The sequence below is a fragment of the Qipengyuania gaetbuli genome, from assembly GCF_020524765.1.
In the GTDB taxonomy this organism is placed as follows: domain Bacteria; phylum Pseudomonadota; class Alphaproteobacteria; order Sphingomonadales; family Sphingomonadaceae; genus Qipengyuania; species Qipengyuania gaetbuli_A.
In genome coordinates this window covers 1,124,674-1,150,088 of sequence record NZ_JAIVLR010000001.1, presented here as the reverse complement: position 1 = coordinate 1,150,088, position 25,415 = coordinate 1,124,674, and the positions used below count along the sequence as shown (strand labels likewise).

Genomic DNA, 25,415 nt, shown 5'->3' with positions numbered 1-25,415 from the left:
CGTCAGACCGGCAGTCCCTGCGAGATCTCCGACGCCAGCAGCTTGTTGTATTCGAGGAACAGCGTCGCCAGGTCGGGGTGAGAGACGACCGCGTCCTTCACCAGCCTGATTTCCTCCGGCAGGGTTTCGGTCACTTCGGAAGAGGCGCGGGCCATGTGCCAGTCGGTCGTGACGAGGCGGGCGGAGGTGAACTCCTTCTCCTTCATCCACTGGGCGACTTCGCCGGCATTGCTGCGCGTGTCGACCGCAAGGTAGCCCAGCGTCACGCAGCAGTTCATCGTGCGGCGCGGCACGTCGAATTCGGCCGCGAATTCGCCCGGCTTCACTTCCGGATCGACGCCGGAGACGAACATCTCCTTCGCTTCGCCGGTGGCGACCACTTCCAGCCCGCGGGCGATGCGCCCCGGGCCGCCGGTCAGCACGATCACCGCATCGGTCTTCGTTTCCGCCGAAGGGCCGGGCAGCGTCACGGCAAAGGCGAGGAAGCCGAATGCGTAGATCAGCACCAGGCCGGCAACGAAACGCAGGATCACAGCATTTTCCGCAAGGAGGACAGGACGGTCATGCGCGCGGTGTAGACGGCAATTCCGACCGCGAAAAGCGGGACCAGTGCAACTATCGCCCAATCGGTCGGCAACAGTGTCCCGCCTGCCACCATCCCGGAATCGAGCGCGGCGAAACGGGTCGCGACCAGCAGGATTGCGCCCGTGCCCAGCGCCAGGCCGAGCACGCCGCCCGCCAGTGCATCGAACAGGATCGAACGCTGGAAAACCCGCGCCACCTGCTCGTCGCTGCCGCCCAAGAGGTGGACGATCTCGATCGTGTCGCGATTGCCGTCGAGCGCGTTGCGCGCCGCCAGCCAGACTGCGGCGGCGCCGGTAAAGGCGAGCAGGGCGATGAGTGCGAAGGCCATGTAGCGCAGCGAATTCAAAGCTTCGAGGACGGGAGCAAGCCAGGCCTCCTGCGCATCGATCCGGGCGGACGGCGCCGCGGCGGCGATGCGCCCTTCCAGCGCTTCGATCTGTGCCTCGCCTGCCCCTGCAGCCAATTGCAGGTCGATCAGTGCAGGCAAGGGCACCGCCTCGACCGCCTCGCCCGTGCCGAGCCAGGGTTCGAGCAGGGCGGCAATCTCGCTCTCGGGCACGATCCGGACCGCCTCGACCGAGGCGTCCTGCCGCAGCAGCGCGGCGACGCGTTCCGTCTGCTCTGCCCGCAGGTCCGGATCGGCTTCGAGGATCTGCACGGTCGCGCTGCCGGCAAGCTCGCCCCGCGCGCTGGCTGCTAGGTTGGAGAGGGCCAGCGCCCCGCCCACCGCCAGCACGGTGAGCGCGGTCATGATGGCGATGACCCAGGGCACCGGTCCGCCCAGTCGGGTACGCGGCAACAGGTGCGCGGCGCGCCTGCCGCGGAACGGCGCAAGGCCCCGGTCGACAGCCCGGCCAAGGGTCGGGGGGCGCTTCATTCCGGCATTCCCGTGCCCGAGGTGCGCTTGGGCGGATAACGCAGCGCGCCCGTGGGATCGGACAGCGTGCCCTTGTCGAGCCGCATGATCAGGCTTTCCGGCACTTTGCGGATCAGCTGCACGTCATGGGTGGCGACCACCACCGTCGTGCCGAGGCGATTGAGCGCTTCGAACAGGCGGATGAGCTTCAGCGCCATTTCCGGGTCGACGTTGCCGGTCGGTTCGTCGGCTACGAGGATTTCCGGCCGGGCGATGACCGCGCGGGCGATCGCGACGCGCTGCTGCTCGCCGCCCGACAGCGTGGCGGGGCGCGCATCGGCGCGGTGGCCCAGCCCGACCCATTCGAGCATGTCGTTCACCGGTCCTTCGAGATCGCTCTCGCGCACGCCCGAAACGCGCAGCGGCAGGGCGATATTGTCGAAGGCGGACAGGTGGTCGACGAGGCGGAAGTCCTGGAAAACCACGCCCATCCGGCGGCGGAACTTGGGCAGCTGGTCGCGCGGCATGGTGATGACATCGGTTCCGAACATCCGCATGCCCCCGCGCGAAGGGCGCTGGGCGAGGTAAAGCAGCTTCAGCAGCGAAGTCTTGCCCGCGCCGCTGGCCCCGGTGAGGAAGTAAAACCGGCCCGAGAACAGGGTGAAGGAAATATTCGAAAGGACCTCGCGCTCGGTCCCGTAGCGCAATCCGACGTTGTCGAACTGCACGATTGCGCTTTCCTGCACGCTCATCGGCCTGCAATCGCCGCGAAAAAGGGATGAATAGGAGCCGCCATCGTCCGATTGGGGCCTATAACCGTCCTTCGATGTGGAAAAAAGCCGCTTGGGGCTTTCACGCACAGATGCGCAGCTTGTCGCGATTCGCGGCAATGCGTAAGGCTTTTGTCCACCATGATTATTGCCTGTCCTGCCTGCAGCACGCGCTATGTCGTTCCCGATAGCGCAATCGGCGTGGACGGCCGCACGGTGCGCTGCGCCAAGTGCAAGCATTCCTGGTTCCAGGACGGGGCCGAAGTCGAAGGCGTCGTGGCCAGCGAAGCGGCAGCTCCGCCGCCGCCCCCACCGCCTCCTCCTCCTCCGCCGCCACCTCCCGCTCCGGTGCAGCGTGAAGAAAGCGCGGCCGCGCGCCCAGGCTTCAGTTTCGGTGAAGACGAGGCCGACGTCGCCACGGCGGAAGCTCCGCCGGTCGAGAATGCGACAGAGGACGAAGCGCCCGATTTCGACGCGACGACGCCCCCTTCCTATGACGAGGAACAGCCGGCCCCGCCGCCGGTGAGCCGCGCCTACGAGGACGAGGACGATTTCGTCTCCAGCTTCGACCATGCGCCGCCGTTTCGCCCGCGCCGCAACATGATGAAGCTGTGGACCTGGGCGGCAGCGACCTTCGCCGTGCTGGCGCTGGGCGCAGTGGTGGCGATCACCCAGTTCGGCACGCCGTCCTGGTGGCCGGTCGACAAACCCGCTTTCGGCCAGGCGCAGCCCGACCTCGAACTGCGCTTCCCGCAGGAGTCGCAGAGCTGGCGCGAGCTGGAGAACAAGACCTACCTCTTCTCCGCCCGGATCGAGGTGGAAAACAAGGCGCGCGAAAGCCGCCGCCTGCCGCCGATCCAGATCGTCATGCTCAACGAGCGCGAACAGCAGGTCTTCACCTGGATCGTCCAGCCGCCGCAGCCCACGCTGGCGCCGGGCGAGACGATCACCATCGACGAGGCGAGCACGCAGGTCCCGCGCAACGCGGTCTATGCCGACGTGGGCTGGGCTCCGCTCTGACCCTCGCGACAAAGGTGCTTGCGGCAGTCCAAAGGCGCTGCTAGGGGCGCGCTCCTACCGGCGGTAGCACCTGTTTCCCCCTCGAGGGATTCGCTACCGATTTCAGACTGTGTGCGGTCGTGGCGGAACTGGTAGACGCGCAACGTTGAGGTCGTTGTGGGCTAACGCCCGTGGAAGTTCGAGTCTTCTCGACCGCACCATCAGTCCCTTTCCCTGCAAATCGACGATACCGCAGCCTGCGCATGCGCGGGCCATGCGAAAAGGCCGGGCCACCCGCATGGGCAACCCGGCCTTCGTTTCACCGTGACGGCGGCTTATTCGGTGCCGCTCGCCTCGGCGGGAGCCTCGTTGGATGCCGAGCCGCTGGCCTGGCCCGCGATGAGCGCGGTGCCGCTGGCCGTTAGGCTGCCGGCGGGAAGGGTGGTCAGGCCGTCCTTGGTGTCGACGACCAGCTGGCGGATCTCGCCGCTGCGCGTGGCGACGATGTCGCGCACGGTGCCGAGCTGTTCGCCCGAAGGCAGCTGGACCGGCATGCCCGGCGCGACAGCGAAGGCGCCTTCGCCCTGCGCTGCGCCGCTACCGGCAAGGGCCAGCACGCCGTTATCGATCATGCCCGCGCCCTGCGCCGCGCCGCTTGCCGAACCGGCGAGGCTGCCGGCCTGTGCCGTTGCTCCCGACAGGCGGTCGCGGGCCGAACCCACGGCGGGGGTGGCGATATTGCGGACGCTCGAGGCAGTCTCACGCGCCCGGGCGGCGGTGCCCTGGACTGCGCCGGTCACGGCATCAGTGCCGATCAGCTGCGCATTGGCGCTGCCCGAGCCCGAGGCATTGGCAGAGCCCGAAGCATTGCCCGAAGCCTCGCCTGCCGGCGTGCCGAGCAGCTGGCTGGTGGTGGCATCGAGGCTGGTGTCGACGCTGCGGTCGATCGCGACGCTGCCGTTCTTGCGGTCGACATTCTGGTTGCCGCGCGTGGCGGCATCGCCGCGCAGCGTGCCGCGGGTGGTCGAACGCAGCGTTTCGGTCGGTGCGCGCAGGGTCGAATTGACCGTGCCATTGAGCGATCCAGTGACGCCCGACAGGCCGCCGCCGCCCAGCAGCTGGGCATGGGCAGGGGCTGCAAACAGGGTGAGTGCCGAAGCGGCAAGCATGAGGTTCTTCATCGTCAGTTCCTTTCGATCTGCGGATGCGAAGGGGGTCGGTGCATCCGCTCGAAAGGAAAACGGGTGGGCTGCGGCGCTTAATCCATAAAAGCGCGAAAAAAATTTCAGCGTCCGGTGCAGCCGCCGCAGACAAGGCCCCTGCCATAGGTGTCGTCATGGCCCTTGCGCCCGAGGTCCACGGCCTCTGCATCGAGTGCGGCGCGCCAGTTGCGGCCCTGCGCCAAGGCCCGCGCCAGGCGGGCAGCGACCAGCGGCGTGGCAAAGGACGTACCGCGCAGGCCGATGCGCCTGCCCTTGGCATTGCGGCCATAGATGTCCGCGCCCGGCGCAGCATAGTCGAGATGGAGCGCGCGGCCCGCCTCGATCAGCGCGCGGCGCTTGCCGTCGACCGCCGTCACGGCAACCACGCCGTCATAGGATGCCGGATAGGCAGGCGGGGCGGCTGGGCCGTCATTTCCGACCGCCGCGACCACCACCACGCCCTTGCGCTGGGCCGCGCCGATCGCCCGTTCGAGCACCGCGTTGCGCGGCCCCACGAGGCTGATCGTCACGACCTTGCTGCCGCGCGCGACCAGCCAGCCCAGCCCCTTCGCCATGGCGAGCGCATTGCCGCCCGCCTTGTCGGTTCCGTACACGTCCGCCACACGGATGGTGCCCGCGCCTGCATGGGCGAGCAGCGATGCGACCGAGCTGCCGTGGTGGCTCGGGAAGGGCGCACCAGCGGCAAAGCCGCGCGTCTCCGTGACCTTTACCGCAGGCCCGGGCGCGCCGTCGATCATGCCCACCGGCGCTGCGCTGCCCGCGCTACCTTGCGCCGAGATGGCCAGCACCGCGCCATTGGCGGTGCCCGACTGGAAGTGGAGATTGTCCGCGCTCACCTGCGCCTGCGGCAGTAGCAGGGCCAGCGCCGCTTGCGCTTCTGCAAGGTCCATCCCCTCGGGCACGCCGAGCCGCATGAGCGAGATATCCAGCCCCTCGACCTCTTCGCGCGAGAGGAGGGTGAAGCCTGCCTCCAGCGCAGGGGCCAAGGTGTCGGCGGAAACGTCCATCACCAGCAGCTCGCCGCGCCGCGCGGGTGCGCCTGCCGCATCGTACTCGATCGCATCGGCGTTGCGGCGCACCAGCCGGTCTATCGTGCGCAGGCGGTCGCGGGCGAGACGTTCCACCGTGCGCTGCACTCCGGCGCGCGTTTCGTCGAGCGTGTCGAGCGTCTCGCCCACCACCGGTCCCACCTGCGGCAGCTGGACACGCGGCAGCGCGACCTGTGCGGCAAGCGGCGCGGTAACCAGCGCCAGTGCGGCGCAAAGCAGGGAAAAAACTCGCATCGTACTCTCGTTCTTCGACTAAAACGCATTAAGCATGGATGAAACGCACGCGCTCGTCCGTTTAATCCCTGGAAGGCAGAGACGCTGAACACATCGTTCGAGAAAGACTTGCTGGCCCTGTTGCCCCGGTTGCGCCGTTTCGCAATCGGGCTGTCCGGCAATCCGTCCGACGGTGACGATCTCTGCCAGATGACCATCGAGCGCGCGCTGGCCAACCGGTCCCGCTGGGAAGAAGGCACGCGGCTCGACAGCTGGATGTATCGGATCATGCGCAATATCTGGATCGACGAGGGCCGCAAGACGACGCGCAGCCTGCAGACCTTCGTGGCCGAGGAGGCCGGTGTGGGTGTCGGCGGCGACGGTGCGCAGGAAGCCGCGGTCGAACTGTCCAACGTCGATCGCGCCATGCAGAAACTGCCGGAAGACCAGCGCGAGGCCGTGCTGCTCGTGATGGTCGAAGGCTATGCCTACAAGGAGGCGGCCGAAATTGTCGGCTGCCCGGTCGGCACTCTCAATTCCCGCCTTGTGCGCGGCCGCGACGCGTTGATGGCAATGCTCGGAGAAGCATCGTGACGATAACCCCTGAAGACATCGCCGCGTTTGCCGATGGCGAACTGTCGGGCGAGCGGGAGGCGCAGATCGCCGCCGCAATCGCGGCGGATCCCGGACTGGCGCAGCAGGTGGAGCGGCACAAATCGCTTAAGAGCATGCTGTCCGGCCATTATTCGCCGGTCCTCGACCAGCCCGTGCCCGACCGGCTGGCCGCCATGCTGTCCCGGCCGCAACCGGCCGAGGTGGTCGATTTTGCCGCGGCCCGCGAGCGGCGCGAGAGCAAGCGGCGCTTGCCGCACTGGGGCTGGATCGCCGGACCGGCGCTGGCCGCATCGCTGGCGCTTGCGGTCTTCCTGCCGGGCCAGGGCGGCGAAGGTCCGGCCTATGCCGACACCCAGCTTGCAGGCGTGCTCGACGACCGGCTGGTCGCCGACCAGTCGCCGGGAGACGAGACCCGCGTGCTCCTGTCGTTCCGTAGCGAGGAAGGCCGCTATTGCCGCGCGTTCAGTGGCAGCGCGGGCGGCGGTATTGCCTGCCGCGACGAGGCCGGTTGGAAGCTGGAGGCACTTGGCGAGGGCAGCGAAGGCGCCTCGACCGATTACCGTATGGCCGGTGCGGGCGATGCCGAGATCCTGGCCCTGGCACAGGAGATGGCAGCGGGTCCGGCGCTCGATGCACAGGGCGAGCAAGCCGCCCGCGAGCAGGGCTGGCGCTAAGCTACTGGCTGGCAGGCTTTCGCCCGGCCACATTCCACGCACGAAAAAAGGAAGGACCGGCGGGTCTTCCGGTCCTTCCTTCGGGGGGTGGCCGCGCCGAGGGACTGGCGCGGCCCGGGACGTTTCATTCGGTCAGTCGACGAAGATGACTTGGCCCATGCGGTACCCGCGCTCGGCCATTTCTTCGATATAGTCGATCCGCTCGTGCTTCAGTTCGTGGGCGTATTCCTCCCACGCATCGCGGCGGTCCTCGATGTCGCTGGCGCGGCGCAGATCGCTGGTGAGCTCCTTCTGCGCCTCGGTGATGTCGATGCGGTAATCGAACCACAGGCTGTTCTCGATCCCGGCGATCGGCGTGGTGATGATCAGCGCTTCCTCGGCGCGGGCGACCTGTTCCTCGTGCAGCATCGGCACGGCGGCGGTCGCGGCAGTAGCGAGGCCGAGGGCGAACAGCGGCAGGGTGGCAAGCTTGGTCATGTGTCGTTTCTCCTTTTGGCGCGCCCGGCCATGCCGGTCGCTTGAAAGGGAAACGGATGCCGGCGCGCGCTTAATCCATCGGCCGGCGATTTTTTCGCAGAGCGCGGAGGCATCGGCGAGATTTCTTGTGAAATTGCGGTGCTTTGCATACTCTTCGAGGTTGGCCGGAAGGCCATGGGGGAGGGAGCGAGTCGCTCTATGTACTGGTGGAAGGAAGACAGCGAACCCGCGCCCGGGTTCGGTGACCTGATGCAGCGCAGCAAGGTGCCGCTGACGCTGGCCGACGTGCGCCTGCCCGACGCGCCGCTCATCGGAGTCAACGAAGCCTTCTGCCAGGTGACCCAATACGGACCGGAGATGTGCCTGGGACGCAATTGCCGGTTCCTGCAACCGGCAGGCGGAGCCGGTCCGGTTCGCCAACGCATGCGCGATTTCATCGCCAATGACAGGATAGAGGACGGCAAGTTCCTCGTGCCCAATGTCAGGGCCGACGGTTCGCCCTTCCTCAACCTCGTCTACATGACCAAGTTGCAATACAATAATGAAATCGCTTACATATTCGGGTCGCAGTTCGAAATCAGAAGGCACGGCGAAGAAGCCCTGCAGATCTACGAAACGGCACTGAAACAGGATATTCGCCAGCTCGGTTCGATTGCCGGCGAGATGGGGATCGTCATGCTCGGTACTTACGAGCAGCTGGCATCCAGCCACTCGATCATCGCGAAATTGCGGGTGTCGGGGCTGAAGGGGGACTGATGAGCGAAGAGAAGGACAGTCTGCCCCCGGTCGTGGCCATCGGCGCATCTGCCGGCGGTCTCGAAGCTTTGCGTGAACTGTTTGCCGGGCAAACCGAGAGCACCGGAATGTCCTTCGTCGTCGTCCAGCATCTCGATCCGACGCATGAATCGTTGATGGCGCAGTTGATCGAGCGCTATACACAGATGAAAGTGACGCAGGCGGAAGGCGGCGAGGCGCTCGAACCCGATCATATTTACGTGATTCCGCCCGCGCACGGGCTGGCGATCCACGACAATACGCTTGAACTGACCGAATTTGCCGACCCGCGCGGCCAGCGCCGGCCGATCGACGATTTCTTCGACAGCCTCGCCCAGGACCGGCAGCACAAGGCCGCCTGCGTCATCCTGTCGGGGACCGGTGCCGACGGCAGTCGGGGCTTGCGCGCGATCAAGGAAAACGGCGGGCTGGCAGTGGCTCAGGATCCCGTGACGGCCCGCTACGACGGGATGCCGGTGTCGGCCATCGGGACCGGCCTTGTCGATATCGTTGCCCCTCCCTCGGCAATCATCGAAGCGGTGGGGGAGTTCTTTTCCCGCACCCCTGACGACGGATTGCGGGACGAGGCTCGCGAGGTCGCCGACCGGCTGGACGAATTGTGCGAGGTGCTGCGCGAGACCGTCGGGCATGACTTTTCGCGCTACAAGCGCTCGACGCTGGTGCGACGCGTGGCACGCCGGATGCAGGTCCTCTCGATCGAGGACGCGGGCGAATATGTGGCGCGGATGCGCAGCGATGCCGACGAATGCCAGGCGCTGTTCCAGGACCTGCTTATAAACGTCACGCAGTTCTTCCGGGACGCGGACGATTTCCAGTCGCTCAACGAAAGCGTGATTTCCGAACTGGTGCGCAAGTCGCGCGACGGGCAGGAACTGCGTGTCTGGGTGCCGGGCTGTTCCAGCGGCGAAGAAGCCTATTCCATCGCCATGCTCTTTGCCGAAGCGATGCGACGGTACGAGAAGCGCCCCTACCTGCAGATCTTCGCCACCGATATCGACGACAAGATGCTCGATATCGCGCGCAATGCGACTTATCCGGTGTCCGCGCTGGTCGATATTCCAAGCGAGTACCAGCACCGCTATGTCATCGGCGGAACGGACACCTTTTCCGTCACTCCGCAAATCCGCGACCTGGTCCGCTTCAGCCTGCACAACGTCGTGAGCGATCCGCCCTTCTCCAAGGTGGACCTCATTTCCTGCCGCAACCTCCTCATCTATTTCGACGAAGACCTGCAGCGCCACGTCCTGCCGCTGTTCCATTTTTCCCTGCGCGACAGCGGCTACCTCTTCCTCGGGACATCGGAAGGTATCGGCCGGTTCGAGGACCTGTTCGAAACGCTCAACCAAGGAGCGCGGCTGTTCCGGCGCAGGAACGTCAAGAGCAACTACAATTTGCAGATGGGGCGGGGCCAGTCCCCGACCTATGTCCGCCGCCGCGAAAGCAGCATGGCAGGTGGCACCGCGATCCAGTCGGGCTCGGCCGAAGTGGCGGCGCTGCGGCGCATCGCCGAACGCTATGCGCCGGTAACCTTCCTGGTCGATGGCGAAGGCACGCTGCTGCAGAAATGGGGAGCGGCCGGACGCTATCTCGAATTCCCCGACCGGCTCGAACGCACGGTGCACGTTCCCACGCTCGCCCGGCCGGGCCTGCGCGAGATCATCGGCCCGATGCTGCGCCAGGTGTCGGAGGGGCAAGGCCGGATCATCAAGCGGGACCTTGCGATCAGTACCGAATTCGGGCGGATTACCGCATCGGTGCTGGTGGAACCGGTGGCGCCGGGCGGCTACCTGATCGTCATCCGCGAGACCGGCGCGCTGGAGCCGTTCACGGACGAGGAGCTGGACGAATTCGAGGTCGGCGACGGCCAGCTGCAGTTCCTTGAGGAAGAGCTGCAAGCCACGCGCCATCGCCTGCGCTCGACGGTCGAGGAGCTCGAAACGACCAACGAGGAGCTGAAGAGCTCCAACGAAGAAATGATGTCGATGAACGAGGAGCTCCAGTCCACCAACGAGGAGCTGACGACGGTCAATGACGAACTCAAGACCAAGGTCGACCAGGTCACCGTCGCCAATGCCGACCTCAAGAACTTCGTCGATTCCACGCAGCTGATGGTCCTGGTGGTGGACGAGAAACTCAACCTGCGCAGCTTCACCGATGCAGTGAAGGCGATATTCGGGATCGACGAACGCGATCTGGGTCGCCCTCTCGATCAGTTGCCCAACAGTCTGGCCGAAGACAATTTCGTCGCGCTCACCCGCGCTGCGGCAGAACAGGGGCTGACAGACGAATATCGTGCCACCACGAAAGAAAAGTCGCGCGAATACATCGCCCGGGTCATTCCCTATCGACAGATGGACGGCACGATCGACGGAGCGACTGTCGTCTTCACCGATGTGACCGAAGCCCTTTCGATGGAGCTCGATCTGCGCGAGGAGCGGGAACGCCTGCGCTTGGCGCTGGAAGTCGCCAAGATCGGCATCTGGGAATACGAGCCCGCTTCGGACAAGACGGTCCTCGACAAGACCGAGCGCGAGCTGCTCGATCTCGACGAGGACGAGGGCAATACGATGGAGCCCATCCTTGCCCGCCTGCCGCCCGAAGACCGCGACCAGGTCAACAACGCGCTGCGCCGCGCGATGGACGGGGAAAGCGATTACGACGAGGTATTCTCGCTGCCGCTCAAGAACGGTGGCACGCGCTACCTGCACGGCCTCGGCCGCCGTATCATGAGCAGCGATGGGGCCAAGTTCATTGGCGTCACCTACGACATCACCAGCGAACGCGAGACACTGGCCCAGCGCGAAATCCTGCTGCGCGAGATGAACCACCGCGTGAAGAACCTGTTCGCGATCATCGCGGCCATGGTGTCAATCTCGCGCCGTGAGGCGAGCGATCTCGACAGCTTTGCAGAGGACCTGCGCGACCGGATCCATGCGCTCGGCCGCTCGCACTCGCTAACCTCGCGGCATACGGATGGATCTTCGGTCACCCTGCGCGAATTGCTCGATACGGTCCTTGCCCCTTCGCATGCCCGGCAGAAAATCACCTTCGATGGCCCGGAGGTCGAAGTGTCGACCGCGAAGCTGACATCGATCGCACTGATCTTGCACGAGTGGGCGACCAATGCGACGAAACACGGCGGGCTGCGTGACCACGACGGATCGCTTGACGTTCGCTGGGACAAGGTCGGCAACGACCTGCGGATCGACTGGGAGGAATGCTGCTCGGTCACTGATGACGGTGCAGGAGCCGGTTTCGGCACCCGCCTGCTCGAGGTTACGACCCGCCAGCTATCGGGCACGATCACGGGCGAAGCGGTGGCGACCGGCTACCGGCGCAGCCTGACCTTCCCGATCGACAGCTAAGCGGCTTCAGGCGAAGGCGGGGCGCAGAGCGGCAAGCAAATCCTTGCCGCTCACCGGCTTGTCGAGCCGTTTTTCCTGCTCGAATTCGCTGCTCAGTTCCTCGTGGTGCAAATTCGCGCTGACGAAGACGATATAGGTGCCGTTGCTGCGCAGCTGGCGGGCCAGCGGCCAGACCGGGTGCTGGTTCACGTCGATGTCGAGAATGGCTGCGCGCGGCATTTCGTTGCCGACCATGGAAAACGCCTCGTCGAGCGAGGTCGCGGGGCCCATCACGTCATAGCCCGCCGATTCCAGAGTCATCTCGAAATCGAAGGCGATCAATGCCTCGTCATCGACGATCAGGACCTTGCTACATGGCGACACGAGTGAAATTTTCCCTTCTTGAGAGGAGGAATTCGCCAATCGCCATTTGGTTTCGCACCCAGGCGCAGAATCTGCGCGCCGTTCCTAGCGTGCGTCGATCGGGCTGAGCGGCCACCACGGGCCGCCGGTGCGCTGCGCCTTGTGCCGGCCCAGATCGCGCAGGCAGGCCATGAAGCCGGGCTTGAACATCTCCCCCTCCTTCTTGCAGTCCGCCTCGGGGCAGGTGCATTCGAAGCTGTCCCACTGGTCGGCCGTGGTGACGTAGATGTCGCCATAGGGGTTGAGCAGGCGCAGGCCCGCGATCGCGCCGACCTCGCTTTCGTTGACGAGCAGGTCGTAACCGCGCTTGCCGTTGAGGATGGGGTCATCCTTGCTGTCGAGATCGGGGTCGGCGATGCGCACGGTCGGCCCGTTGCGCACCACGAAGAAGGCGGGTGTCACTGCGGCGCGGTCCGCACCTGCCGGATGATGGTCTTCGGGCAGGCCGGCGTGCTTGCACACATGATCGTGCATCCGCTCCATCGAGCGTTCGAAGAAGACCGAGCGGCGCACGCCGCCATCGTACAGCACGCGCGATCCCTTGCTCGACCTGGTGACGCGCAGCTGCTGGTGGAACACCGGCATGGCGGACGAGGCCATCGCCGCCGCGCACAGGGCATCGACGGCTTTCTCGTTGTCCGGCTCGTCGCGGACGAGGCCGCGCACGTCGACATAGTGGAACTGGCCGCAATTCGCCTCGACGAAGCCGATATAGCCCGCGATGCTCGACTGGCGCAGCGCATCGAGCAGCGTGCCGTCGCCATTCTCGTAGATCGCGTCGCGGATCCGGCGGCGCAGCGGCGCAGTCCCGGCCTGGGCGCCGCGAAAGGGGAGCATCTTGAGGCCGGTGTTGAGCACGACCTCGCTCTCCTTCTTCGGCGAATAGCCCCATTCGAGCCGTTCCATCGCGTAGCGGCGCGTCTCGGGCCGGGCCTTTTCGTCGAGCGCCACCATCAGCAGCAGGGTCTGTAGCGATCCGGTCGAAATGCCCGTGATGATACGCACCCCGCGCATGGCGAGGTCGTTGCCGCTGGCATCGTGCAGTGTGCGGAACAGGCCTGCTCCATAGGCACCCCACTGTCCGCCGCCCGACAGCATCAGGACTTTTTCGCCATGTGCTTTCTCGGGCTTGGCCGGATCGTGCGCCAGCTTCAGCTCGCCGGCCGAATGGCCGTGCAGTGCGCATTCCTCGACCAGCTTTTCCAGCTCGCGGCCCAGCGGATCGGGTTCATGATCGTTCTCGTCGAACAGGTGATCGTGCGAGACGGGTGCATCGCGCTGGATATCGCGCACGAAGCGGCTGGGGGCGGCATCGTGGACGTGGTCGTGGAAGTGCGAGCAGGGCACATCGTGCGCGCCCCAGTTCAGCAGCTTGCGGCCGACGAAGAAGATGACGAAGGGCAGGCAGAAGCCGATGACGAGGTAGACAAGGTTTTCCAGCATCGGCACATCCCCCCTTGGCTGGCCCGCGCGGTCGGTTTTTACCAATAGGCCCGCGGGTTACAACTCTATTGGAGAGGGCCGACATCGGGAGGGGGCAGGCGATGCGCATCGAACGCAAGGGCGGCGGACCGTGGCTGAACGAGCACCGCTCGATCGCCACTTTCATGCGCCGCACCGTGGAGGTCCACCAGAACGGCGAGCAGGAATTGGTCAGCGCCTTGCGCCAGCGGCGCGCGGTGATGGGCGACCTCATCGCCTACGAGGCGGAGCGCGACCGCGAATTGTGCGTGACCGGCTCCGGCTGGTCGCAGAGCAAGGTCTTCCACGGCTTTTCCAGCCATGTCGAAACCGACGAGGATCATGGCATCTGGCCGGTTCCCGACAGCGCTTTCCGCGACGGGGTCGAAGGGCGGCAGCGCTATGTCATCGTCACCGGCGGAACCAAGATTTTCCGCTTGATGGACTGGCTCGGCAAGCCCGGCCGCGACCTGTCGCTGCGCACGGCCGGCTCGCACAAGGGGCAGAGCATCGCCGGGCTGGTCGGCACCGGATCGCACGGCTCGACGCTGGGCGAGACGGGCTGCGAGGGTCATGTGCGCGCCGTCCTGCTTTCGACGGGCAAGGGCGAGGCGGTGTGGCTGGCGGATCCTGCGCGGCCGGTATTGCGCGACGAATGGGTGGCGCAGTTCGCCAGCCTCGGCGATCCGGCGCACTTCGCTGCAGCGCAGGTCCATCTCGGAGGCATGGGTTTCGTCTCCGCCTATCTCATCGAGGCGGTGGACGAATTCTACTGCGGCCTCGTCAAGCGCGCCCGCCGCCTGCCCGCCGACTGGGGCGCGCTGGTGGCACAGGGGCGCTTTGCCGAAGCCATGGGCGATATCGCGGAAGGCCGCGTGCCGCATTATTACGAGCTCACCTTCGATCCCTTCGCCAAGGACGGACACGAGGTGCTCGAGACGATCTGGCTCAGGATCGATGCCGAGGCCAAGCCCGCACTCGATGCGGAACCGGTCAGCCGCACCGGCTTCGAGGCGCTGGGCGAGCGCGCGGCCAAGGGATTGAAGGAAGCGAGCGAGAACCCGCTTGCGCCCTTCATGATCGAGGCCAAGCTGCGCGATCTGATCGATGTGCCGGGCATGCTGTTCGAGGATTTCAAGGAGCACGCCTGCGACGAGCGAGACGTGCCGCGCACGCTGTCCCAGCTGACCGCCGAATGGAAGCCGCACCGGCTTTTCGGCCTGCGAGTCGACGTCTACAACGCGGCCTTCGCCGTGCCGCTGGACCGCCTGCCTGAGGCCTTGAGAATCGCGCGCGAGATGGCTGCGGGGACCGAAGAGAACATCCGCCATTTCAGCAAGGACTTCGTCTACACCGTGCGCTTTGCGAAGAAGAGCCCGGCGGCGATGGGTTTCCTGCGGTTCGAGGACAATGCCATCATCAACATCGACGGCCTGCCCAAGAATTTCCCGCTCGGAACCGATGCCCACGTAGCGGCGCAACGCCTCCAGTACCTGCTCGGCAAGGCGGGCATCCCTTTCTCCATGCACTGGGGCAAGGATGCGCAGATGGATGCAAGCGCAATCGCTGCGCAGTACGGACCCGGTGTTGCCGCCTATCGGGCTGCGCGCACAGAATTGCTCGGCACCGACGCGGAGGTGTTCATCTCCCCCGCGCTTGAACGCTGGGGCCTTGCCTGACTATCAGCCGTGCGCGCCGAACAGGTTCGCGATGGCGGTCGAGATGCGCAGCGAGAGGCCGTGCGCCTGCTCGATCGGGTCGATGTAATTCGTGCGGATAGCATCGTAGCCTTCGCCCGCGCCGCGCGGGTACTCCCCGCCCTCGTCCATCGCGAAGTCGCTCTTTTGCGGAAAGCTGGTGGGATAGGCGCGGCGTAGCTGGGCGAGGGCCTCGTCCACCCGCAGGGTGAACACCATCTCCAGCACGTCGGTCCGGCTGATGTCGTTGGAGCGGCTGAAGACCGGCACCGACACCACTTTCAGGAACATGTGCTGCATCAACGCAAGGCGCAGCGATTGCAGCACGCCGATGGTCCGGCGCACGCCTTCGCGTTCGGGATGCGGCTCCTCGTCGGGCACGAGGTCGAACAGGCGGTGCAGTTTCAGCGCATCGACCCTCAGGCGCGAGGCGAGGCGGCGGAAGACGCCGTTGCGGTCGTCCTGGATGAGATACTCCGCCAGCGTTTCGCAGGCGCGGGCGAGGTGGTCTTCGGTACCGCGATAGGGGCGACTGGCCCAGTATGCGGAATTGAACAGCTCGCCATAGGCGGCGACCGTCTTGATGCTGGCCAGCGCGTTGGAGGCGCGCACCAGTCGCATGATCTGCCGCCCGCGCGGGCTTTCGCGCAGCAGTTCGGCAATGTCCTCGTAATTGCTTTCCGCCGCGCTGCCGACGCCGGCGATGATATTCACCGGATAGCCCAGTTGCTGGAGGATCGCGTTGTGCGGGATGGCGCGGATCTGGCGCAGGCTCATCTCGCGGTCGGCATTGATGTCGCTCTGGCGGCGCGAAACGCGGCTGCCGGTCGTGTTGAGCAGGCCAAGGCCGAAGGCCGTGATCGCGCGGCTGTAGGTCCGGCTTTCGAGGTGTTCCTGCTGGTGGTCCTTGATCGCGCGGTAGAAATCGAGGCTGAGATCGGTCCGGCGGTAGAAAGCATCCGCCGGAGCTTCGAGGTCGGCGGTGGCAGGTGCCCGCTCGGCAATCTCGGACAAGGTCGCCAGCGCCAGCTCCGGCGTCGAGAAGAACAGGTAGCCGTCGCCCCCCTGGAAGCTCGCCTCGGGTTCGATGCGGATGCCGGCGCGGGCAAAGCGCCGCCGCGCCCAGGGGCTGAGCGGCCATTCGAGCCGATCCTTGAAGCTCGCGGGATGCGCGCCGCGGCCCATGCCTTCGCCATGCGTGTTGAACACCAGCGCGGCGACATCGGTCAGCCCGTTCGCGGCCATCGCTTCGGCAAGGCGGCCCTGCAGGCGCTCGATCGCAAGGCTGGCCGGGATCTGCCCGACGAACCGGCCGGCATCGGAAAAGCCGGTCTGGATGGCCACGCGCCCGCGCTTCCTGGCGTAGGCGCGGTAGTCCTCCTCCGCGAGCAGCGCGTCGAGGAAGCGGCCGCCATGTTCCAGCGCGCTTTCCGTCTCGAACAGGGGCGAGACATCGACCTTGTCCTCGATCCCGAACAGCCGCGCGAAATAGAGCGCCGACAGCACGGTAGCGGGTTGTTCGCATTCGGCGACCAGCATGCGGATCGGCGCATCGGCGTCCACGTGCTTGAGGATTTGCGCCATGGCGAGGAACTGCCGCACCGCGGTCGAACTTTCGATCGCGAGCGAGGCGAAATTGGCGGACAGCGGCTTTGCCTCCGCCAGCAGGTCGCGCAGCGCACCCAGTGCGCCCTGGCTGCCGATATCCAGTTCCTCGCCATTCTCGATCCGCGTGCGGATGGCGTTGTGGAGCTGTTTGGCGTTCACGCGGAAATGGATATTCCCCATGCCGAGGCCATCGGCGCGCATCGCGGCGGCCAGTGTCTTCAATGCGACGGCCTTGTCGCCGTCCGCCCCTGCGGCTTCGTCCTCGAGCTGCGCGATGACCGGCGCAAGGCTCAGCAGCTTGTCGGGGTCGCCCGCGGTCAGGCGGTTGGCGGCGGCAGACAGGTCCGCTGGCTTGCCGAGATCGCCGGCGAAATCCGCTGCGCTGCGCTCAGTATGCGCTTGGGCTGCGCGCAGCTTGCCGACCAGGCCGTGGCCTGCATCGATGGCGGCAAGGCTGTCGGCATAGCGGCCGAGCCGCTCGGCCTTTTCGGCAAGGCGGAAGCGGATCGAAGTGTACCACTTGATGTCGGTGCGCCCGTCCATGTCGTAGCCGACCCAGCTGGCGAAGCGGAACGGGAGCGGCGCAAGTTCGCGCCAGCGGTCGGGCCACTTCTTCGCTGCGCAGGCGAGCAGCGAGGACACGAGCCGGTCGCGCGCATCCTGCGCATGGGCGAGCGCCTGCATCGCCTCGCCATGTTCATAGTCGAGCGTGATCGCGGTCCGCGTCCCGTCCGCTGCCTCGATGGACCCGCCCGTGCTTGCCGCCTGCGCCACCGCGCGGGTCTGGCCGGGCGAGAGCAGGAAGGTCGGGTGCGCGGTAAAGACGACGTGCAACTGCGGATTGGCCCAGTGCGCCGCGAAATCCTCGAAACTGCCGGCGTCGCTGCAAAAGCCGTCGAGCCTGCTTGTCGCAGCGTCGGGCGTGACGAGGCAGCGCAGCCGTTCGGCCCGTGCGCCCAGCGATTCCGCTTCGAGCTCGCCCACCAGCTGCGCCACGTCCTCCAGCGACACGTCGCCCGCTTCCAGCGTGCGCGAGATATCGTGCGCCAGCTGGAAGACCGGGTTGAACAGCGGCGTTTCCTGCGTGCGCGCGTGCAATTCGCGCAGGCGGTCGGCCAGCCGGTCGAAGGATAGCGGGGCAAGGTCAGTCAAACGCGAATTCTCCTGTCGTCTTCGAACTCACGAATGCGCGGCAAAGCGGTTCCCGAGTCAAGCGAAGGCGGCAAATGGCGGCATGAATAGGTTTGCGTTCGCGCAGATGTGCCAAGCGGGTGCTTCGCCCTTTACACCTGCCGCGTCATTCTCCACCCATTCCGGCACGTTAACCGCAAGCGCCAACCTTCCTGTCACGGCTTGCGGGCGATGCGTGGCCTCTGGGGCAGGAAACGGGATTTTATCATGAGCGACTGGACCATCGGCATCATCGGCGGATCGGGCCTTTATGCAATCGACGAGCTCGAGGATGCGCAGTGGATCGAGGTGAACTCGCCCTGGGGCGAGCCGTCCGACCAGATTCTGTGCGGCACGATCGGCCATGTGCGGGTGCGCTTCCTGCCGCGGCACGGGCGCGGGCACCCGATCATCCCCTCGAAGATCGAGGCGCGCGCCAATATCGATGCATTGAAGCGCGCAGGCTGCACCGATCTCCTCGCCATCAGTGCGGTCGGATCGCTGGCGGAAGACCTGCCGCCGGGCCGCTTCGTCACGGTCGACCAGTTCATCGACAATACCAAGGGCCGCCCGTCCACCTTCTTCGACAACGGCTTCGTCGCCCATGTGCCCTTCGGCGACCCGGTCTGCCCGCGCTTGTCGAAGCATATCGCCAAGGCGGTCGAGAAGGCCGGCGGCGACGTGACGCAGGGCGCGACCTATCTCGCCATGGAAGGCCCCCAATTTTCGACCCGCGCCGAAAGCAAGCTCTACCGCCACTGGGGCGCCGAAGTCATCGGCATGACCGGCATGCCCGAGGCCAAGCTCGCCCGCGAGGCGGAGCTGCCCTATGCCCTGCTCGCCATGGTGACCGACTGGGACAGCTGGCGCGATAACGAGGCGACGGTCGACGTGGCGGAGATCGTTGCCCAGATGCAGAAGAATTCCGAACTGGCGAAGAAGGCGCTGGTCGCGTTCTGCAAGGGCCTGCCGAAAAAGCGCAATCCCTCCCCCATCGACCGCACGCTCGACGATGCGGTGATCACCGCACCTGCCCACCACGACAAGGAATTGATGGCCAAGCTCGACGCAGTCGCGGGCCGCCTGTTCCGCGCCCGATGAGCGAGCGCTTCGACCTCCTCGTCATCGGCGGCGGGATCAACGGCGCAGGCATCGCGCGCGATGCCGCCGGCCGCGGCCTGTCGGTGGCGCTGGTGGAGAAGGACGATCTCGCTTCCCACACCTCGTCGGCCAGCACCAAGCTGGTGCATGGCGGCCTGCGCTATCTCGAACATTACGAATTCCGCCTCGTCGCCGAAAGCCTGCGCGAGCGCGAGGTACTGCTCGCCAATGCGCCGCACATCATTTGGCCGCTGCGCTTCGTCCTGCCGCACGAGCCCGGCATGCGGCCCAAGTGGATGCTGCGCGCCGGCCTGTTCCTCTATGACCGGCTGGGCGGGCGCAAGACGCTGCCCGGCTCGCACCGGATCGATTTGCGCAAGGCCCCGCACCGCTCGATCCTGCAGGAACATCTGGTCGCAGGGTTCGAATATTCGGACTGCTGGGTGGAGGATTCGCGCCTCGTCGTGCTGACGGCGATGGACGCGCAGGAACGCGGCGCGAAGGTCTGGACGCGCACCGAATGCACCGCGCTCGAGCGGCACGCCGATCACTGGGCGGCCACGCTCGTGGACGAAAACGGGGAGCGCAGGGTCGAGGCGCGGGCCGTCGTCAATGCCGCCGGCCCCTTCGTCGACCGCGTGGCGAAGCGCGCTCTCGGCAGCGGGACGCCTGCTCATCTGCGGCTGGTGAAGGGCAGCCACATCATCGTGCCGCGCGCCTATCCGGGCGACCATGCCTACATCTTCCAGCAGGCCGACGGGCGGATCGTCTTCGCCATTCCCTACGAGCGCGATTTCACGCTGATCGGCACGACCGACATGCTCTACGAAGGCTATCTGGACCGTGTGGAAATCAGCGAGGAAGAAAAGGCCTACCTGCGCGAGGCGGCGACGCAGTATCTCAAGAGTGGGATCACCGAGGAAGACATCGTCCACACCTATGCCGGTGTCCGCCCGCTCTACGAGGACAATTCGAAGAGCAATTCGACCGTCACGCGCGATTACGTCTTCGAGCTGGAAACCGATGGCGGGGCGCCGATCCTGTCGGTCTATGGCGGCAAGATCACCACCTATCGCAAGCTCGCCGAACACGCGCTGGCAAAGCTCAGGCGGCACCTCCCGCTGCCGTCCGGCCCGTGGACGCAAGACGCCCCCCTGCCCGGCGGCGACATGGAGCGTGCCGACTTCGCCCGCTATCTGTGGAACGCGAGCGATCGCTATCCCTGGCTCCCGCCCGAAATGCTTCTGCGCCTTGCCCGCGCCTACGGGACGCGCGTCGACCGCGTGATCGGGTCCGCCACCTCGCTGGGCGAACTGGGCGAGCATTTCGGCGGCGATCTCTACGCTGCGGAACTGCGCTACCTGCGCGATTTCGAATACGCCCGCAGCGCGGAAGACGTGCTGTGGCGCCGCAGCAAGCTGGGCCTGCACCTGCCTGCCGAAAGCGCCCCTGCCGTAGCGGAATGGTTCGCGCAGGCCTGAGGCCCGCAGGCACGGTTCACAAAGCTTGAAAGCGCCTGCGCGCGGGTCCAAGGGGCGCACGTCCACCCAAGCCCAACGGAGTCGCATGGCCTTGCACGATCCTGCCCGCCTTTCCCCCATCTCCCGCCAGTCGCTGCGCGAGGCCTATCGCGCGGAAGAAAACGCCTGCGTGGCAGAGCGTCTGGGCCAGGCCGGACGGGCGAGCGAGAAGCATGGCGAGGCGGCTGCCCTGGCGGCAAAGCTGATCGAGGGTGCGCGGCGTCGCAAGGCGAGCGGGATCGACGCTTTCCTCCAGCAATACGGCCTTGCCACCGAAGAAGGCGTGGCGCTGATGTGCCTTGCCGAAGCGCTGCTGCGCGTGCCCGATGCGGCCACCGCCGATGCGCTGATCCGCGACAAGATCGGCGATATCGACTGGTCCGAACATCTCGGCGAAAGCTCTTCCACCTTCGTCAATGCGGCGACCTTCTCGCTCATGCTGACCGGCGAGGTGCTGGAACGCCCCGAAGAAGCGCAGAAAGGCATGCGCCGCACGCTCAAGAACGCCGTCACGCGGCTGGGCGAACCGGTCATCCGCAAGGCGACCTTGCAGGCCATGCGCATCCTCGGCGGCCAGTTCGTCTACGGCCGCACGATCGACGAATCGCTCAAGCGTGCCGCACCCGAACGCGCCAAGGGGCTGACCCACAGTTTCGACATGCTCGGCGAAGGCGCGATGACTTTCGACGATGCCGAAGGCTACCGCGCCAGCTACGAGCGCGCGATCGACCGGCTTGCGCGCGAAGGCACGGGCGATCCCCGGACGTCCCCCGGCATCTCGGTCAAGCTGTCGGCACTGCATCCGAAATACACCTTCTTCCACGGCGAGAAGGCGGTGGCGGATCTCGTGCCCATGCTGCGCCCCCTGATCGCCAAGGCGCGCGATGCGAACATCCATTTCACCATCGATGCCGAGGAGGCCGACCGGCTGGAGCTGTCGATGGATATCATAGAAGCGCTTGCGCAGGACGATGCGCTGTTCGTGCGCGCCGACGGCAGCCGCTACGAAGGCTTCGGCCTCGCTATCCAGGCCTACCAGAAGCGCGGTGTGCCGATGTGCGAATGGGTCGCCCGCCTCGCGCGCAAATACGACCGGAAATTCTTCGTCCGCCTGGTGAAGGGCGCTTACTGGGACACCGAGATCAAGGTGAGCCACGTCGGCGGCTTCACCGATTTTCCCGTCTTCACGCGCAAGCTGGCGACCGACGTGAGCTACCTCGCCTGCGCGGACACGCTGTTTTCGGCAAGCGACGTGATCTATCCCGCCTTCGCCACGCACAACGCCTATACGGTGGGCGCGATCAAGGCGCTGGCCGGCAGCAAGCCGTTCGAATTCCAGCGCCTCCACGGCATGGGCGAGGATGTCTACGATGCGCTCGCACAGGTCGAGGGCAATGCGCGCACCACCGTGCGCATCTATGCGCCGACCGGCACGCACAAGGACCTGCTCGCCTATCTGGTGAGGCGCCTGCTGGAGAACGGGGCGAACAGCAGCTTCGTCAACCGCATGGCTGATGCCGAAGTGCCGGTGGCCGACCTCGTCACCGATCCGTGCGCCGACCTCAAGGCGCTGAAGCCCTATCGCAATCCGGCCATCGCGCTGCCGAAGGACATCTTCCCCAACCGCAAGAACTCGGCCGGGGTCGATTTGTCGGACCCGCTCGTGCGCGAATCGCTGCTCGACCGGCTCGATGCTCTGTCGACGCGCCACTGGCATGCCGAGCCGACCTTCGTGTCGGGTGCCGAGGGCGAGGTCGCTCCGATCAACAAGCCGCACGACCTGACTGCCGAAGTCGGCACGAGGCGGGATTCGCTCGACTTCGAGGTCGAGGAAGCGATCACCCGCGCGCTCGACATCCAGCCGGGCTGGAACGCGCTGGGCGGCGAGAAGCGTGCCCTGCTACTGGAAGAGGCCGCTGACCTGTTCGAGGCGCATACCGAGGAGTTTCTCTCGCTGTGCCAGCGCGAAGCCGGCAAGACCTTGCAGGATGCGGTGCTCGAACTGCGCGAAGCGGTCGACTTCCTGCGCTATTACGCGGTCGAGGCGCGCCGCCTGTTCTCGGCCCCGATCCCGCTGCCCGGCCCGACGGGCGAGGAAAACCGCTTGACCATGGCCGGGCGCGGCGTCTTCGCCACGATCAGCCCGTGGAACTTCCCGCTCGCCATCTTCATCGGCCCGGCCGCAGCGGCGCTTGCTGCCGGTAACACCGTGGTTGCCAAGCCCGCCGAACAGACCCCGCTGATCGCGGCGCTGGCCGTCAGGCTGTGCCACGAGGCGGGCATTCCGGAAGAAGCCTTCCAGATCCTGCCGGGCGCAGGCGATGTGGGCGAGATGATCACCTCCGACCCGCGCATTGCAGGCGTGGCCTTCACCGGCTCGACCCAGACCGCCCAGGCCATCAACCGCAGCCTTGCCTCGCGCGACGGGCCGATCGCGACCTTCATCGCCGAGACCGGCGGGCAGAACGCGATGATCGTAGATTCCACCGCGCTGCCCGAACAGGTCACGCGCGATGTCGTTGCCTCTGCCTTCCAGAGCGCGGGCCAGCGCTGTTCGGCGCTGCGCGTCCTGCACATCCAGGACGAGGTCTACGATTCCATGCTGCACATGATCCGCGGCGCGTTCGAGGCGCTGACCGTGGGCGATCCGGAAGAGCTGGCGACCGATGTCGGCCCGGTTATCGATCCCGATGCGAAGGCCGCACTCGAACGCCATGTCGCCCGCCGCAAGAAGGCCGGGCGGCAGGTCTGGCGCCGTCGCCTGCACAATGGGGCGAGTGCCGGTTGCTATGTCGCGCCGACCATCATCGAGATGGATTCGATCCTCGACCTGAAGCGCGAGAACTTCGGGCCCGTGCTGCATGTCGTGCGCTACAAGGCCGCGGACCTCGGGCGCGTGGTCGAAGAAATCAACGCCACCGGCTATGGCCTCACCCTCGGCCTCCACAGCCGCAACGACGATACGCGCGCCTTCGTCGAAGCGCGGGCGCGGGTCGGCAATTTCTACGTCAACCGCAACCAGATCGGCGCGGTGGTGGAAAGCCAGCCCTTCGGCGGGGAAGGGCTCTCGGGCACCGGCCCCAAGGCGGGCGGCCCGCACTATGTCGCCCGTTTCGCGACCGAACGGGTGGTCTGCATCGACACGACCGCGGCAGGCGGCAACGCCACCCTGCTGGCGAGCTGAGCGAGACAAGCCATTGCGAAACCATGGTGGGCTGGCATAAACCGCCCCCATGGTTCGCACCCTCCGGCATTTCCTCGTCCTGCTCGCGCTCGCCTGGTCCTCGCTCGCCGCGGCGGAGGTCCAGATCACCTTCCATTCCTTCAACGGGTCGGTGATCGCGGGGCGCTATCCGCACACTTTCATATCGATGGAAGGGACGCTGGAAGATGGCACCGCGATCAAGGAAAACTACGGCTTTTCCGCCAAGCGCGCGTCGATTGCCGTGCTGCGCGGGCCGGTCGAACACATCATCATGACCGAAAAGGAGAAGTGGCTCACCAAGACCAACCGCCATTTCACCCTGACCATGGATGATGGCCAGTACTGGAAGGTGCGCAAGCTGGTGTCCGAATGGCGCGATGCGCCGGGCAAGTTCTACGATCTCGACACGCGCAACTGCATCCATTTCGTGGGCGAGATCGGCCGGATCCTCGGCCTCAAGGTCGCCTATCCGGAAGACATGCTGCGCAAGCCCAAGGCGTGGCTCAACCACATCACCAAGATGAACCCGATGCTTCGGGCAAAGGAAATCGATTAGGCCGCTGCGGCCTGTGCGCGCTGTTCCGACAATATGCCCCAGCCGGCCAGGAACAGGCCTGCCACCAGTGGTCCGATGACGATGCCCGACAATCCGAACAGTGCGATTCCGCCCAGCGTGGTGACAAGGATCAGCCAGTCGGGAATGCCGGTGTCGCGGCCTACGAGAATCGGGCGCAGGACGTTGTCGATCATGCCGATCAGCGCCACACCCGACACGATCACGACGATGCCCTGCCAGATCGCGCCTGTCGCCAGCAGGTAGATCGCAGCCGGCACCCAGACGATGGCCGGGCCGACTGCCGGCAGCAGCGAAGCGATCGCCATGATCACGCCCAGCAGCAGTACGGACGGAATGCCGACGATCGAGAAGGTGATGGCGCCGAGCGCGCCCTGCACGAGGCCCACGACGACCGAACCCTTGATCGTGGCGCGCACGATGCCGAGGAACCGTGCTGCCAGCCGGTCGGCAATGCCGCGTTCGAAGGGGAGTGCGTTCAACACGCTCTCTCCGATCGCGCGCCCGTCGCGCAGCAGGAAGAAGGTCACGTAAAGCCCGATGGCAAGGGCCAGCACGAAGCCGAACACGCTGCCGCCGATGGCCAGCGCCTGCTGCGCGATGAGGCCGAGACTGGCCTGCGCAAATTCCTGCGCACGCTGCTGCAGCGCGCCGAGATTGCCCCAGCCCGAGGCTTCGAGCGAGGCCTGGATATTGGCGGGCAGGGCCGCAAACACCTGGTCGAACCACATGCTGACGTCGATCTGGCCCTCCTGGAAGGCGACGACCAGCCCGGCGGCCTCGTCCACCACGGCGCTGCCGATCCAGAAGGTCGGCAGGATCACCGCCACGAAGATGACGCCGAGCGTCAGCAGCGTCGCCAGCGTGTCACGCCCCGGCAGGCGGGCGAGGAACCAGCGCAGCAGCGGCTGGAACATGATCGCCGCCAGCGCTGCCCACAACAGCGGCTGGAAGAACGGCAGGACGATGACGAGCAGCGCCAGCGTGACCAGCGCGAGGAACAGCAGGAAGCCGCCCTCCTCGATCGAACCCTTGCCCCGCTGTTCCATTCCGCCC

At 66.1% G+C, this 25,415-nt stretch carries 20 protein-coding genes and 1 tRNA gene; 11 read left to right on the top strand and 10 right to left on the bottom strand.

The window, feature by feature from the left end:
- Positions 1-2 precede the first annotated feature (2 nt).
- The 3 genes from LC083_RS05825 to ftsE are packed head-to-tail and all read right to left on the bottom strand — an operon-like array spanning position 3 to position 2,193.
- Entirely contained in the window at positions 3-533 is a 531-nt protein-coding gene (locus LC083_RS05825; RefSeq protein WP_160608456.1) for a YdcF family protein, read from the bottom strand.
- Positions 530-1,462, bottom strand: coding sequence for a cell division protein FtsX (locus LC083_RS05820; protein WP_226699572.1), 933 nt, complete (start codon positions 1,460-1,462; stop codon positions 530-532). Before LC083_RS05820 ends, LC083_RS05825 begins: the two co-directional genes overlap by 4 nt.
- Positions 1,459-2,193 carry a cell division ATP-binding protein FtsE gene (gene ftsE, locus LC083_RS05815; RefSeq protein WP_160608454.1) on the bottom strand — a complete coding sequence of 245 codons (735 nt, stop codon included), beginning with the start codon at positions 2,191-2,193 and terminating at the stop codon, positions 1,459-1,461. Before ftsE ends, LC083_RS05820 begins: the two co-directional genes overlap by 4 nt.
- Before the next feature lie 159 nt (positions 2,194-2,352).
- Here ftsE and LC083_RS05810 point away from each other — a divergent pair, with 159 nt between their 5' ends.
- Together LC083_RS05810 and LC083_RS05805 are read left to right on the top strand one after the other, a co-directional pair.
- Positions 2,353-3,231, top strand: a complete 879-nt coding sequence (locus tag LC083_RS05810) for a zinc-ribbon domain-containing protein (RefSeq protein ID WP_226699571.1) — start codon at positions 2,353-2,355, stop codon at positions 3,229-3,231.
- 113 nt (positions 3,232-3,344) lie between these two features.
- Positions 3,345-3,431 (top strand) — tRNA-Leu (locus LC083_RS05805).
- A 114-nt stretch (positions 3,432-3,545) separates the two neighbouring features.
- Here the strand turns inward: LC083_RS05805 and LC083_RS05800 are convergent.
- Both LC083_RS05800 and LC083_RS05795 read right to left on the bottom strand, forming a co-directional pair.
- Positions 3,546-4,391, bottom strand: coding sequence for a hypothetical protein (locus tag LC083_RS05800; RefSeq protein ID WP_226699570.1), 846 nt, complete (start codon positions 4,389-4,391; stop codon positions 3,546-3,548).
- A 104-nt stretch (positions 4,392-4,495) separates the two neighbouring features.
- Positions 4,496-5,716, bottom strand: coding sequence for a S8 family serine peptidase (locus tag LC083_RS05795; protein WP_226699569.1), 1,221 nt, complete (start codon positions 5,714-5,716; stop codon positions 4,496-4,498).
- A gap of 129 nt (positions 5,717-5,845) precedes the next feature.
- On the opposite strand from LC083_RS05795, the gene LC083_RS05790 reads away from it, so the two are divergent.
- Together LC083_RS05790 and LC083_RS05785 are read left to right on the top strand one after the other, a co-directional pair.
- Entirely contained in the window at positions 5,846-6,289 is a 444-nt protein-coding gene (locus LC083_RS05790) for an RNA polymerase sigma factor (RefSeq protein WP_263611758.1), read from the top strand.
- Complete coding sequence (locus LC083_RS05785; protein ID WP_226699568.1) at positions 6,286-6,984, top strand: anti-sigma factor; 699 nt, start codon at positions 6,286-6,288, stop codon at positions 6,982-6,984. The genes LC083_RS05790 and LC083_RS05785 overlap by 4 nt, the downstream gene beginning before the upstream one ends.
- Positions 6,985-7,116: 132 nt before the next feature.
- On the opposite strand, the gene LC083_RS05780 is transcribed toward LC083_RS05785, so the two are convergent.
- Complete coding sequence (locus tag LC083_RS05780; RefSeq protein WP_226699567.1) at positions 7,117-7,461, bottom strand: hypothetical protein; 345 nt, start codon at positions 7,459-7,461, stop codon at positions 7,117-7,119.
- Between the two features lie 198 nt (positions 7,462-7,659).
- Between LC083_RS05780 and LC083_RS05775 the strand changes: the two genes are divergently transcribed.
- Positions 7,660-8,217: a PAS domain-containing protein gene (locus tag LC083_RS05775; RefSeq protein ID WP_226699566.1), complete on the top strand. Its 558-nt coding sequence runs from the start codon at positions 7,660-7,662 to the stop codon at positions 8,215-8,217.
- The gene (locus LC083_RS05770; RefSeq protein WP_226699565.1) at positions 8,217-11,621 is read left to right on the top strand and encodes a CheR family methyltransferase; all 3,405 of its coding nucleotides are present in this window, start codon (positions 8,217-8,219) and stop codon (positions 11,619-11,621) included. The genes LC083_RS05775 and LC083_RS05770 overlap by 1 nt, the downstream gene beginning before the upstream one ends.
- Positions 11,622-11,627: 6 nt before the next feature.
- Here LC083_RS05770 and LC083_RS05765 read toward each other — a convergent pair whose 3' ends face one another.
- Both LC083_RS05765 and LC083_RS05760 read right to left on the bottom strand, forming a co-directional pair.
- Positions 11,628-11,984, bottom strand: a complete 357-nt coding sequence (locus LC083_RS05765; protein WP_226699564.1) for a response regulator — start codon at positions 11,982-11,984, stop codon at positions 11,628-11,630.
- An 84-nt stretch (positions 11,985-12,068) separates the two neighbouring features.
- Positions 12,069-13,466 carry a patatin-like phospholipase family protein gene (locus LC083_RS05760; protein WP_226699563.1) on the bottom strand — a complete coding sequence of 466 codons (1,398 nt, stop codon included), beginning with the start codon at positions 13,464-13,466 and terminating at the stop codon, positions 12,069-12,071.
- 101 nt (positions 13,467-13,567) lie between these two features.
- On the opposite strand from LC083_RS05760, the gene LC083_RS05755 reads away from it, so the two are divergent.
- Positions 13,568-15,163 carry a hypothetical protein gene (locus LC083_RS05755; RefSeq protein WP_226699562.1) on the top strand — a complete coding sequence of 532 codons (1,596 nt, stop codon included), beginning with the start codon at positions 13,568-13,570 and terminating at the stop codon, positions 15,161-15,163.
- Between the two features lie 3 nt (positions 15,164-15,166).
- Here the strand turns inward: LC083_RS05755 and LC083_RS05750 are convergent, their stop codons facing one another.
- Positions 15,167-17,941 carry a phosphoenolpyruvate carboxylase gene (locus LC083_RS05750; protein ID WP_226699561.1) on the bottom strand — a complete coding sequence of 925 codons (2,775 nt, stop codon included), beginning with the start codon at positions 17,939-17,941 and terminating at the stop codon, positions 15,167-15,169.
- 246 nt (positions 17,942-18,187) lie between these two features.
- Between LC083_RS05750 and mtnP the strand changes: the two genes are divergently transcribed.
- The 4 genes from mtnP to LC083_RS05730 all read left to right on the top strand — a co-directional run bounded on the left by mtnP (position 18,188) and on the right by LC083_RS05730 (position 24,341).
- Positions 18,188-19,060, top strand: coding sequence for an S-methyl-5'-thioadenosine phosphorylase (gene mtnP, locus LC083_RS05745; protein ID WP_160608442.1), 873 nt, complete (start codon positions 18,188-18,190; stop codon positions 19,058-19,060).
- Positions 19,057-20,541, top strand: coding sequence for a glycerol-3-phosphate dehydrogenase (gene glpD / locus LC083_RS05740; RefSeq protein WP_226699560.1), 1,485 nt, complete (start codon positions 19,057-19,059; stop codon positions 20,539-20,541). Before mtnP ends, glpD begins: the two co-directional genes overlap by 4 nt.
- An 85-nt stretch (positions 20,542-20,626) precedes the next feature.
- Positions 20,627-23,764 carry a bifunctional proline dehydrogenase/L-glutamate gamma-semialdehyde dehydrogenase PutA gene (gene putA, locus LC083_RS05735; protein WP_226699559.1) on the top strand — a complete coding sequence of 1,046 codons (3,138 nt, stop codon included), beginning with the start codon at positions 20,627-20,629 and terminating at the stop codon, positions 23,762-23,764.
- 49 nt (positions 23,765-23,813) lie between these two features.
- Positions 23,814-24,341, top strand: a complete 528-nt coding sequence (locus LC083_RS05730) for a hypothetical protein (RefSeq protein ID WP_226699558.1) — start codon at positions 23,814-23,816, stop codon at positions 24,339-24,341.
- On the opposite strand, the gene LC083_RS05725 is transcribed toward LC083_RS05730, so the two are convergent.
- Positions 24,338-25,408 (bottom strand): AI-2E family transporter, encoded by a 1,071-nt coding sequence (locus LC083_RS05725; protein ID WP_226699557.1) that lies wholly within the window; start codon positions 25,406-25,408, stop codon positions 24,338-24,340. The genes LC083_RS05730 and LC083_RS05725 overlap by 4 nt on opposite strands.
- Between the last annotated feature and the right edge of the window lie 7 nt (positions 25,409-25,415).